The sequence below is a fragment of the Chitinophaga rupis genome (assembly GCF_900109685.1).
GTDB lineage: Bacteria > Bacteroidota > Bacteroidia > Chitinophagales > Chitinophagaceae > Chitinophaga > Chitinophaga rupis.
The window spans coordinates 1,141,203-1,154,831 of record NZ_FOBB01000002.1; the positions used below are offsets into that span (position 1 = coordinate 1,141,203).

The window sequence follows — 13,629 nt, forward strand, 5'->3', positions numbered from 1 at the left end:
GACTGGGAATCTTATTTATATAGCAAACGAATTATATTTGTTTATTTATTATGTAATGCTAACGTTGGTAAGCTGAAAAAAAATATTTTCTTTTACATCCGAAACTATACCTGGAAAGTAATGTTGTTACCCATAAGTGCATAAACCCATACTTTCTACTGCATGTTTTCATAAGCGATCATAGTCACCCTATTTTGTGGATGTTGTGAGTGCCTGTGCTATGCCCGCTAGTCAGATCCCTAAATTAAATTGAGTACATGCCTTACCATGAAAGCGCATCATCGGTTAGCCATTGGTTGATCTGTTTTGCCGTTATATTCCTGTGCCTGATAAGTGGTTACGCAACGCGCGCACAAACCACAGATAGCACTGCTATTGCTGTATCGCAGGTACCTGCTAAATATTTCTCACAGGTTACTGGCAAGTCTCAAAAAATGCAGCAGCTGGTTGACAAAAGCACCGCCAAAGCTCTGCAACGCCTGCAAAAGCAGGAAAAGAAAATGCAATCCAGACTGGCAAAGATCGATTCCATTGCAGCGAAAAATATTTTCAGTCACTCTATTGATTCACTCGGCAATTTAAAATCAAAGCTGCAGCAAAAAGCAGGCAAGTATAATCCATCTTCATTAGGGGCTAATTACTCCGGTTACCTGGATACGCTGCAAAATTCTTTATCCTTTCTCAAAAACGCCAAAAATCTTGGCGGCCAGTCTAAAGCCTTACAGGACAAGGTAAGTGGCTCCCTGAAAAGTGTGCAGGACCTGCAGGCGAAGTTCCAACAAGCAGAGCAGATCAAAGCCTATATCCGGGAACGCCGGCAGCAATTGAAGGCGCAGCTTGCACAGTATACCGGCTTCACTAAAGACCTGCAAGAATATAATAAGGAAGCTTATTACTACGGGCAACAGCTGAAAGAGTATAAAGAAGTGCTCAAGGATAAAAAGAAGGCGGAGGCCAAAGCCATGGAAGTTCTGAAGAAAGTACCGGCTTATAACGACTTCCTGCAAAAACATTCTCAGCTGGCAAGTTTGTTCAACCTCTCCGGCGGCAGTAATACTGCGCAAAACCTGGAAGGCCTGCAAACCCGCAACCAGGTGGAGCAGCTCATACAACAACGTTTAGGGGGCAGCGGGCCGGATGCACGGGCAGCCGTAAGTCAGCAGATGTCGCAGGCCAGGGAACAGTTCAATGAGCTGAAGAAGAAATTCCCGGATGTAGATAACGCGGCAGACATGCCCGACTTCAAGCCCAATGAAATGAAGACCAAAAGCTTTGTGCAGCGGTTGGAGTTTGGCGGTAACATGCAGTTCGCCCGCTCTACACAATTCTATCCCACCACCAGTGATATTGCCGGGCAGGTAGCTTATAAATTCCATAAGAACGGCACTGCTGGTGTAGGCGCTGCTTACAAATTAGGCATGGGCACCGGGTTTGATAACATCCGTTTTTCCAGCCAGGGCATGGGGCTGCGGTCTTTCCTGGACTGGAAGCTGAAAGGCACCATTTATGTGAATGGCGGCTTTGAAGAGAATTACACCAGCAATTTCCAGAACACACAGCAGTTAAAGAGTGTAGACAACTGGCAGGGGAGTGCGTTGATCGGCATTAGTAAGAAGTATAAGATCAACAGCAAGCTGAAAGGCAACGTCATTTTGCTGTATGACTTTTTATATAACCAACATGTGCCAAGAACCGATCCTATAAAATTAAGGTTGGGATATAATTTTTGAGTATGCAGATAGAGTGCGTAATGTGAATCTATTTTTGTTTTTCCTTTTGTAAATAATCAATTCCCTATATGAGACAAGCTAAGTTTTTATTGTTTAGTATTTTTTTTGTGACCTTTGCTCTTACTGGCCAGGCCCAGATCTCCGGTACCTTTTCTGTCGGTGGCGATCTTACCAAATGGTATCCGGTTACTTTCAATGATAGTGCAGGCTGGTACAACAACGATGCTACAGAGTTAGAAATTGGCCGATCAGAATATCACCGGGATGGATCAGCTCGTGGTTCTCTGATTTCTAAATTCCGGTTCCATTCTTCTAATTGGGGTAATGGCTCAAACTTTATCGACGTTGATATAAGGCAGGCACCTGCGGCGAATGTAGATTTTATCGCCGGCTGGAGGGATGCCAGTACAACTAATGCTACACGCCGATTCATTATCTGGCTTCGCGGGTCTACGACTTATTCGTATAAATCAAATTACGCTGTTAACCCGGTTGTATATGATGGTGTACAAAACAGCCTTCCATATGTAGAATCAGGCGGGCCTTCGCACTCATACAAAACAGCGGTAGATTCTTATGTTAATAAGTACGGAATGTCATACAATAATGCTGCTTATTTCAATGGAACAACGAGCAGCTATTTTGCTGGCAATCTTGGTATAGGTACTGATACCCCGCTTGCCAGGTTGCATGTAGAGGGGCTACAAGGAACTACGTTAGCAAAGTTCTCGCAAAATGACATTCCAGGTTCAGAGGCTTATTTAAACGTTTCAAATGGAACCGGCAGCAACGGATTGTTTTTTCCCGCAATTTCCGGGCGTTCAAAAGCACCGGGATTTCCATATGGCCTTTTTATCATTGGTGAATCGGAAGATGTAGTTCCTTCAGGAAGCTACACTGGTTATGGCGCGGTTGTAATTGATGGAAGGAACAAGACTGGTGATACATTAATCAATAACAATGTATTTGCCGTCAACAATTATGGGAAAAATTATTTACTGGTTAAAGGTAACGGTTCTGTAGGCATTGGTACTCAGGATACGAAAGGTTACAAGCTGGCTGTAAATGGCAGCGCCATTTTCACTAAAGTAAAGGTAGAGGCTTACAGCGGCTGGCCGGATTATGTGTTTGAGACCCCATACATACTTATGCCATTGGATTCCCTGGAAGGTTATGTGAAGGAGAATAAACATTTACCTGAGATACCCCCTGCGGCTATCGTCGAGAAAGAGGGATTGGATTTGGGAGAAATAAATAAAACATTGACAAAGAAATTGGAGGAAGTAACTCTTTATCTTATCGAAATTAATAAACGTAACAAAGCGCTGGAAGAACGTTTACGGCAACTGGAGGCCCAATCACAGCGTCATAGTGTCAAAAAATAATTTGCTATGAAAAGTCATTCTAAGATTAAAATATAATTTAAAAAATTCCTTGTAATGCAATTTAGCTTCATGGAAAGGATCACACGTTTGTACTTATTTATACTATTGCTCTTATCATATCACTACAGCAATGGCCAGCAACTTATTTTTGATACCCTAAAGACCGACGAAGGGATTAATAAAAGTATTATTTGGTTGACATCCACATATGGCAGCGGATTTGGCCATAAAATATACAACTATGATCCAGGCATTAAAACAGATCTGCGTATTGCGGCCCGCCATAATACCAGCACCTGGACAGATGTGGTAACCATTACTTCAGACGCAAAAGTAGCCATTGGGTCTATTAACAATCCTGCAGCAAAATTACATGTTGATGGATTGCAGGGAGGACTTCTCGGCAAATTCACGCAGTCAAATGTGGCGCCAACAGATGCCTATTTGAATATTGGTAATCTCACTAATAGTGTAGGATATTTTATACCGAATATAGTGGGACGTTCTTTGTCTCCGGGACGACCATTTGGGATTTATATAACGGGTGAAGCCCCTGATACCACTCCAACGAGCGTGGATGTGAATCTTGCAGCAGTTGTATTGGATGGCCGGAATAAAACAGGGGCTGTTCTCGCAAATAACAATGTTCTTGCTGTTAATAGTTATGGTCAGAATTTGCTAATGGTAAAGGCTAATGGGTCTGTAGGAATCGGCACACAGGATACGAAAGGTTATAAGTTGGCCGTAAATGGTAACGCTATTTTTACCAGGGTAAAGGTAGAGGCGTACAGCGGTTGGCCCGATTATGTGTTTGAGAAAGATTATCAATTGCCAGCTTTGATGGATATAGAAAAGTATATCCTCGAACATAAACATTTACCGGATGTGCCTTCGGCCGCGATAGTGGAAAAGGAGGGACAGGACCTGGGGGAAATGAATAAGATCCTGATGCGGAAAGTGGAGGAATTGACACTTTACCTCATCGCGCAGGATAAACGTATAAAAGACTTGGAACAAGCTTTAAAGAAATAATAACCCTGATATGAAGATTCTTATCAAAAGATATACGGTGCTGGTCTTTGGAAACCTAAGCCCCGTCAAATGGTTTAGTAAAGCCGTAATTCCCTTTTTATTTTGGGTAGTACTTAGCTGTGCAGAGTTGCATGGCCAGGGAACAGATAACAAATTGTTGCCCGTCCTTACCCTTCCTTCGCCTGAAGCGGCCTCGCTGGGAAAATATGGGGTGTGGCCGGTATCACAATATACGGGTGTTCCGAATATTAGTATCCCGGTATATGAGATAAATATCAATGGGTTCACCTTGCCAATAACATTAAACTATCATGCTGGCGGCGTAAAAATAGATGACAAATCCGCATGGGTGGGTACCAACTGGTCATTAAGTGCCGGTGGGATGATTGGGAGAACTGTTGTTGGGGGGTATGATGAGAATCCCAATGGGGGAATAGCGAAAGCATTCAAATTTGGTTCCGGTATAAAAGATTTTTATAACCTGAATAGTAGTGATTACGACCTTTTCATTAATATTAAAAATGGTGTGGTAGATGCAGAATCGGATGTGTACTACTATAATTTTGCAGGTTTGTCCGGCAAGATAATGGTCGATAGCAACTTTGTTGTAAGAACAATTCCGGCCAGCAACCTGAAATTTTTACTTACCCCATTTTCCGATCTTCTGCCAAATCCGCCTACCCGAACTGCCAACTCTGGTCAATGGGAAATTGCCGATGCCAATGGAAATATATACAAATTTGGTATCAGTACGCAGGGTATTGAGATGACTAATGTTAGACAATCTACTGGTCAGATAGCCTCACAGGGAACGACAGCTCTATATCTTACCCAGGTTATACTGGCCAATAAAACAGATACGATTAATTTTGAATACGATGATAAGAATGAGTTCTACGCACTTCCATACACACAAACTTGCCGGGCTATTACCACCGTTCTTTATCATGCAGGAGCTCCTCCAAATACAACTATTGATCAGGGTTGCGGAACATACGACGGGGTTTACAATACCAATCAAACATTGTTTAACGGTGAAACCCAGGGCAATGCGAAAAGAAGTTATTGTAGCGTTATCGGCAAGTCTCTATTAAAGAAGATTAAATGGCGTGGTGGCCAGATTGAGTTCAAAGCAGCAACCGTTAGACAGGACATGGCCAGTACAACGGGCAAAATGCTTGATAGTATTGTTGTTTCTAATTTACAGGGTACGCGCGTCAGGTCTACACAATTTCAGTACACTTACCTGAACGGGCGTTATTACCTGGATTCCTTAAAGACAAGTGGCAGTACTTCTTCAGATCCGTTAAAATATGGGTTTACATATATTAACAGAACAGACTTGCCACCCACTGAACCGCTTAAAGGTGCAAGCTCACTAAATTCGTTTGCGCAGGACCATTGGGGCTACTATAATGCCGCAACCAGTAACGCTAATTTGCTGCCACCGGATGCAAGCATGCCGGGCAGCGCAGCCGGTACTTTGTCCAGTGACAGGGAACCAGACACAATAGCAGTGCAAACAGGAACCCTTAGCAGGATCACCTATCCAACCGGCGGTTATACAGAATTTAAGTATGAAGCCAACAGGTATGATCCTTCCAGCCCTGCGAATGGTACCGGGCCGATTATCGAAACCCACGCATCAGCATCCATGAATCTTACTCAGCCTGTAGGCAAAATGATGGAGTTTGATGTGCCATTTGATCAGAACAATGCCCAGGTATCGATGCATTTTAATGACTATGCACATCCTCCTAATAAAAGGGATGCAACCGTTCAGTACGTGAAAATTGACAGGAAATTATCATCTGGCCAATATCAGAATGTATATTATTGGGATGCCTGGAATGACTTTCCAACGGGTACCGTAACACCAAATTCAAGGGGATATTATGATTTTGATGTCAACGTTAATCCAATAACCTTATCCTTCGGAACATATCGGATCTTTGTTAATGACTCCTGCCCGCTGTATACAGGAACATTGGAAGACTGTTTGAACGATCGGTACCCGGATCCGGATCCCGCGGACGATGACTGGATCATACCCCGCGTTACTGCCACTGTCACATATCATAAATATGATGTAACAACCGGAGCGTTACCTGTTGGAGGTGGGCTTAGAGTAAAGGAAATACTAAGCTATAACAATGATAATACCCTGGCTGGTAGAAAAAAATATGAATACGACCCTGGTAATTTGTTGTTATACCCTGCTTATGCAAGGGTGTATCAAAAATATACCGGTGTGCTCAATGTATGTTATTCCGAAGTAAAGTTGAGAGAAATTTCCAGTACCAGCCAAACCATATTGGGTTTTACGCAAGGGGCGGCCGTAGGTTATACACATGTGAAAGAAAAGGACCTGGATGCAGGTAACAACGACCTGGGATATACCAGCTACAACTTTTCATTCATTTCAGATTCGATCAATTTGTTACATATTAACTCTTCTTATTGGACGGGATCTTCTGCAGAGGACCCCTCTTTTCCTGTTAATTCATTTGAGTATAAACGCGGGTTGCTATTATCAAAGTCAACGTATAAAAAAACTGGGACAACTTACATTAAAATAGATTCTCTGGATAACAAATATGATTTTAACGACTACAATGCTGCCAATTATTACTATCGTCAACGTAACCTGAGGATTCGACAAATGGCCTATGGCAACTTTGGTGCACCACTCGAAGAGTCGCAATGGTGGCACAATCCTACAGCGGGAGATGACCGGGAGTTTTCTTACGCAACTTATGAATACATTACCAGCTGGGTAAAACAGCTGTCCAGCGAACAGATCACCTATGATCAAAATGGAGCCAATCCACTCAGTAATCTTACTACCTATTACTATGACAATCCTTCACACATGCTGCCTACACGGGTTGAACTTACAAAAAGTGATGGCCGTAAGATGATCTCGTATACAAATTATCCGCAGGATTATGCAGCCGGTACAACGTTTATAGACGATATGGTGGCAGCTAATATCATTGCAAAGCCTATAGAAAATATTGCCTACCAATTAGATGCCGGTGGAAATGCAAGCATTTTGAAAGGAACTATTACTGTTTATAAGACAGGTGGTAAGGGAATTGTTGACAGGCTAAAACTATTAAATACAGATAGGCCTGTTCCTCTAAGCGGCTTTAAATTTTCTAACGAAAGTTTAGGGGTACTTCCATTTACTACTACCGCCAAAACTGCTCTGCTGCCGGATAACCGGTATGTTGACCGTATGCTGATAACAAGTGTTAGTGCCTATGGAAACCCACAAGAGCAGCAAAAGACCGATGATGTTAAAGAGGTTTACTTATGGGGATACAAGGGAGTATACCCGGTAGCTAAAATAATAGGCACAGATTACAGTACTGCCAGTGCTTTTATTAGTAATATGAATATTTTAGACAATCCTTCTTCGGATCAGCAGCTCAGGGATGAGTTAAATAAGATCCGTACTGGTTTGGCTGCTACAAGTGCAATGGTGATGACCTATACCTATTCGCCATTATTAGGAATAACAAGTGAGACAGATGCTAATGGCAGAACCACTTATTATGAATACGATGGTTTTGGCCGCCTGAAGCTGGTGAAAAACCAGGATGGAAAGATCATTAAACAATATGATTACCAATTTCAGAAGCCTATTACCCAGTAATTGATAACCCTTGAAAACAGCACACATGCGATCAATTATATCATATATACTTAAAGCAGGAGCAGGACTTGCATTGCTGGGAATAAGCTTCTCGCTATCCGCCCAGAACAAGCCTGACACCAGTACCCGCGCAACAGCCACGGCTGTTGCAACGCCAGGCGCTTATACTAATACAACCATTAATTATATCCGGACTTGGGAGCCCAGTATGCCAACATCTGATCCGGCAGCCGTAACCTCTTCAACAGATGTAAATGCAGTAAAGCAAAGTACCCAGTACTTTGATGGATTAGGACGGCCTTTACAAGCAGTCACTAAGGCGTTTACTCCCGGGGCAAAAGACCTGGTGGAGCCGGTAGTATACGATGTTTACGGACGTGAACAGTATAAGTATCTGCCCTATGTACCCAAAACCGGAAACACCGGCGACGGAAAGTTTAAAACAGATCCCTTTAACGGACAAAAAGCGTTTTACCAAGACGCAACATTGGCGCCTGGCGCAGCAGGAGAAACCATTTATTATTGGCAAACCGAGTATGAAGCATCCCCCCTTAACCGGGTATTAAAAACTTACGCACCCGGTAACAGCTGGGCAAAGGGAAATACACGGGGTGACAAACCAGTAGAGCTACAATACCAGGTAAACTCCAGCGCCGATAGTGTACGAATATGGGATTTACCAAATACGGGAAACCTTCCCACGAGTGTAAATGGCCGTGTATATGGCGCCGGTCAGCTGTTGAAAAATGTAACAAAAGATGAAAGGGGCCTAAGAACAATAGAATATACGAACAAGCTCGGCCAGGTTGTGTTGAAAAAAGTAGAACTGCTTACAGGCACTACGGCAGCTCACGTCGGATGGCTATGTACGTATTACGTTTATGATGACATAGGAAACCTGCGGTGCATCATCCCCCCGAAGGCTGTAGTGAATATTAATACCAACTGGACTATTGATGTCGCGACAGCCGGAGAGCTTTGCTTTTTCTATAGGTATGACGGATTTAATCGGATGATAATAAAGAAAATTCCTGGTGCGGATTCTACCGAAATGGTTTATGATGTGCGAGATCGCCTTGCATTTAGCCGGGATGGTGCACAAAGGCAGCGTGGGCAATGGGTGGCGAACTTCTATGATTCACTGAACCGTCAGTCTATGATCGGACTTTATGCAGCAATGATATCGCGCGATGCTTTGCAGACAAGTATGAATGCTGCTTCAGGCAACGTACAGACGATTACACATAGCATTCCTGTAATTACTGATCTGATAACTGCCAATCATGATGGGAGAATGCGGTATGTGGCTGGTAACAGTATTACTTTTGAAAATGGGTTTGATTCGGGCACCGGTGAAATGCTGGTAGAAATTGATCCTACTGCAAAGCAGGATACCTTTATAGTAGTTGCTACTAATCCATTGCCTGGTATTAATACAGCTGCTATTACCCCACTTATCTATACTTATTATGATAATTATAATTTTACCGGTGCGGTAACCACAGGTACGGCAGATTTCAGTTTACCCCAAGCAGGCACCAATCCATATTATGAAACCAATACGGCAGTAACCACGCAGACTAAAGGGCTTGTAACCGGTGAAAGAGTAAAGGTATTAGATGGCAATAATCAATGGTTAACAACCACAAACTTCTACAACAATAAAGGCCGGTTAATACAAACTATCGCTGATAATATAAGCGGCAGCAGAGATACATTAACTACGCTGTATGATTTTTCCGGCAAGATGTTGAGCACTTATCTGCGGCATCGGAATGCACAAAGCGGACTTACCCCGCGAACGACCGTGCGGACCATGACGCACTATGATGCTGCGGGACGGGTGGATTCCATTTCAAAGCGTCTGAATGATCTGGATGCCCTGAAACGTACTATTTCTTTAACCGCTTATGATTCTATCGGGCAGTTAAAAAGTAAACGGTTAGGAGTAATAGGATCTGGTCAGCTGGAAACATTGAACTATGATTACAATATCCGTGGCTGGTTAAAAGGTATTAATAAAACCTATGTAAATGCAGCGGGTACCGCCACCAACTGGTTTGGTCAGGAGTACTGTTATGATTATGGATTTTCCACCAATCAGTTTAATAGCAATATTGCAGGCGTTAAATGGAAAAGTAAAAGTGACAGTATTTCCCGCGCTTATGGTTATACTTATGATAATACCAACCGGTTATTGGGCGCAGAATTTAACCAGGTTAATAAAGGAGCTTCTACCTGGACAAAAGATAAGATGGATTTTTCCGTCAGTGATCTGAGCTATGATGCTAACGGAAATATTCAGTACATGAGACGACGGGGCGTGAATGGTACATCCATTCAAACGATAGATAGCCTAAAATACGGCTACAGGCCCAATAGTAATAAGTTGTCCTACGTATACGATAGAAAAAATAGCACCACTACGCAGCTGGGTGATTTTAAAGAAATCGCAAATAACGAAACACCGGATTACAGTTACGATAGTAGTGGTAATACTATCAGTGACGCCAATAAGAATATTCCGCTTATCAGGTACAATTACCTGAATCTCCCTGATAGTATTGAGATAACTGGTAAAGGAAATATACGATATGTATACGACGCCGTAGGTACTAAGTTGCGGAAGATTGTGACGGATAGGAGCTTCTCACCTGCAAAGGTTACCACCACCGACTATATTAACGGGTTTGTCTACCAGAATGATACCCTTCAGTTTTTAAGCCACGAGGAGGGCCGTGTACGCGCAGTATATAAAGCCGGTCAGCCCGTTGATTATAAATATGATTACTTCATCAAGGATAATCTCGGAAATGTGAGAATGGTGCTGACTGAGCAGTCAGATTTCACTATGTATTCTGCTACAATGGAATCCGAACGAGCAGCCACAGAATCGGCACTGTTTAGCAATGTAGATGAATCCCGTGCTGCGAAACCGGTTGGATACCCTGATGACCAGGTGGTGGTCGATACTTCAACAACCGATAATCAGTTCGTCGCGAAATTAAATGCCAGGGAAGGCGGCAAGAAAATTGGTCCTGCAATAGTATTAAGAGTGATGGTCGGGGATACTATACAGATCGGCACCAGGGCATTTTATAAATCCATCGGCCCCAAAGACAATCATTCCGCGTCACCGGAAGATATGCTTGCCGCTTTGGTACAGGCTTTTACAGGCTCCACCGGTTCGGGAGATATGTCCCATACCGATGTTGACCAATTACCTGCTGGAAGCCCGCTGGGTAAACTGACCAGCAATGATTTTCAACGGCTAAAGGGAAAAGATACGGAAGAAAATCTGTTGGGCAGACCAAAAGCTTATCTAAGTTTTGCATTATTCGATGATCAGTTTAACTTAGTGGACGAGAATAGCGGTGTCCGGCAAGTAAAAAGTACTCCCGATGAGTTGCAGACTCTGGCTGTAGACAAGATGCCAATTGAAAAAAGCGGCTTTCTCTACGTCTATACCAGCAATGAAACTCCACAGGACATTTATTTTGACAATATCGTTGTACAGAATATCACAGGGCCTTTATTGGAAGAGACTCACTATTACCCGTTTGGACTTTCCATGTATGGAATTACAAGAACAGCACCGGGCAAATTGCAAAATAAATATCTGTTTAATGGCATTGAGAAGGTTAGCGATTTTGACATACAGGACTATAGCGCGCAATATAGAGCACTGGACCCACAAATCGGAAGATGGTTACAAATAGATCCAAGGGCAGAAAGTTTTGAAGATGTCACTCCATATAACCATGTTTTAAACGATCCGATTAACATGAGCGACCCCTTCGGGGATGATACTGTTCATGTTAACGATTTACCTGCTGTGTGGCCCGATTTTAACACACAGGAGGATATTGTTGCTTTGACAGGGGTGGTCGTTACACCATCTCAAGCTCACACTGACTATTACTTTGGCCCCCACATTGGATATAAGGTGTTGGCAAAACAAAGCTGGTTAGGACATTTTTTCAATGGAGACAGAAATTATGGGGGACGGGCTGTCAGCACTAATGGAATTCTTGAAGCACGCCGTCTACCGACGATGGGAATACCGAACGAATTGGTCAATGCGGCAGGTCTCGAAGGGGGCACCGGGCTACTTAAAGTGGGCAACAGTTTTCGAAGGATAATAAGAAGTATAGATTGGTCAAGTAGAAGTGTTGCCAGAGCAGCTAAATTATTGGCGAGTGGAACAAGAGATGTAGTAGTCAAGACTCGTGCAGAAGCCGAAGAATTATATTTGGGTCTCTATCATGGAAAAGGGTTTAAAAATACTACTGGTATGACTGCCACAGAAGCTAAGAGATTTTTTGGGAAAAAAGGCACCTATCATTGGGATGATGCTGTAGATGAGGCAGGGGACTTAATCAATCATGGAGCTAATAATCCCCATGCAGCAATGAAACACCTACAGGTTCATGATGAACGCGGAATTGTATACAGAATTTTCTTTGAATGATAAATTACAATGGAAAGTATATTTAATTATCCAATTAATACCAGACTTAAAAGTGGGGGGCACATCGCTGTAGAGGTAAGTGCAACTTCAGATCAAAATAGGAGATGGATTGCTATCTACAAGCCTAACTCGAAGCCTATAGATGAGACCATTCCAGAACACATATATTCGATTCTGGACTTTGAACTTAAAAAGGAAAAAACTGATGAGTATTTTGCTGATGAAGATATGCTGAATCAGAAAAGATATTACGTAAATACAGAAGAGGAACTTATTGACCTACTGCTAGATCTTCGTGTTGACCCCAAAAGGTTTACATATCCTTGGAAATGTGATTATCCGCTGTGAATATTGAGACATGATTTATTATAATGTTATCAAACATATCATATCATGACTAGAATAAGGGGATCAATATAATATTGGATTAAAGAAATGGCAGGGCATGTTCCCGCCATTTCTTTATTTGATGTCATACAGCGCTTTCCAGTGAATATCACTTGCACTGAAAGTGGTGGGTTTATACCTGCTGTTCAAAAAGGGCTCATGCTCTTTCCTCATCCTGGTCCTGCTTGTTAACCTCACTTCCATTTTACCTTCCGGTGTAATGTACACCCGTACCTGCTTTGGAAATGCAAGATGAATATTGCCCATACCTGCCACGTGCATGCCGCCATGGGCCTTTACTTTCGCAGTTCCGGTTAGCTGTTTCTCAGTTGCTACATCCAGTGGCGTACCATTCTGGGCATATTCATCCGTGAGGCGCAGTGTGCGGGCTTTTGTTTTATGTGTTGCCTGCGCTGTAACCGCCACCCGCTTGCGTTCCGCCGGTTTAACCTTTACAACCTTTGGTGCGCAATATGCCTGCAGCTGTGCGCTAATAACTTCCGCGTTTACGCCCTGCTTCAGCATCCGCAAGGCTTCGCCGGTCATGGCGCGGTATAGAGCCAGGTTCTTTTGCTCCTTAGGTAATGGCCGGTACACTACAGCCGCCAGCCTTGAAGCCTGTGCCAGCAGGTCTGCATATACACGTGTTAATTCAAAAGAAGGCGCTTGCTTAACGCGCTTTCCGCTCAGGGAGCTTTTTTTACGTACATAATACTGCCCGTCCATCTTATAAAAACAGGCATCGCCACGGGTGCCTGTAAAATAAACAGGGCCTTTTTGTTTAGGCATTGTTATTGCTTTTTAAAATGAAGAATAAAAGTATCGGAACGAAGTTAAGGGGCTGCATAAAACGTCCCAAATGAAATGAGCGTTTTTATCACTTTTTATCACTTTTTATCACATTTTATCACTTTTGGTAGTTGCACTACCAGGCCCAAAAGTGGGCCCGGATGGGTGCTAAAG

7 protein-coding genes are annotated in these 13,629 nt (G+C 43.0%); 6 read left to right on the forward strand and 1 reads right to left on the reverse strand.

Annotated elements, in window-relative coordinates; genetic code table 11:
• Positions 1 to 257 precede the first annotated feature (257 nt).
• From BMZ54_RS11540 to BMZ54_RS11565, 6 genes are all read left to right on the forward strand, one after another.
• Positions 258 to 1,730, forward strand: coding sequence for a hypothetical protein (locus BMZ54_RS11540; protein WP_238386552.1), 1,473 nt, complete (start codon positions 258 to 260; stop codon positions 1,728 to 1,730).
• Between the two features lie 68 nt (positions 1,731 to 1,798).
• Entirely contained in the window at positions 1,799 to 3,115 is a 1,317-nt protein-coding gene (locus tag BMZ54_RS11545) for a hypothetical protein (protein WP_089910896.1), read from the forward strand.
• A gap of 69 nt (positions 3,116 to 3,184) precedes the next feature.
• Positions 3,185 to 4,147 carry a hypothetical protein gene (locus BMZ54_RS11550; protein WP_143080976.1) on the forward strand — a complete coding sequence of 321 codons (963 nt, stop codon included), beginning with the start codon at positions 3,185 to 3,187 and terminating at the stop codon, positions 4,145 to 4,147.
• 10 nt (positions 4,148 to 4,157) lie between these two features.
• Entirely contained in the window at positions 4,158 to 7,808 is a 3,651-nt protein-coding gene (locus BMZ54_RS11555) for an RHS repeat protein (RefSeq protein WP_089910904.1), read from the forward strand.
• A 25-nt stretch (positions 7,809 to 7,833) separates the two neighbouring features.
• Entirely contained in the window at positions 7,834 to 12,279 is a 4,446-nt protein-coding gene (locus tag BMZ54_RS11560; RefSeq protein ID WP_089910908.1) for a DUF6443 domain-containing protein, read from the forward strand.
• A 9-nt stretch (positions 12,280 to 12,288) separates the two neighbouring features.
• Positions 12,289 to 12,627: a hypothetical protein gene (locus BMZ54_RS11565; RefSeq protein WP_089910912.1), complete on the forward strand. Its 339-nt coding sequence runs from the start codon at positions 12,289 to 12,291 to the stop codon at positions 12,625 to 12,627.
• Between the two features lie 114 nt (positions 12,628 to 12,741).
• On the opposite strand, the gene BMZ54_RS11570 is transcribed toward BMZ54_RS11565, so the two are convergent.
• Positions 12,742 to 13,455 carry a hypothetical protein gene (locus BMZ54_RS11570; protein ID WP_089910916.1) on the reverse strand — a complete coding sequence of 238 codons (714 nt, stop codon included), beginning with the start codon at positions 13,453 to 13,455 and terminating at the stop codon, positions 12,742 to 12,744.
• Between the last annotated feature and the right edge of the window lie 174 nt (positions 13,456 to 13,629).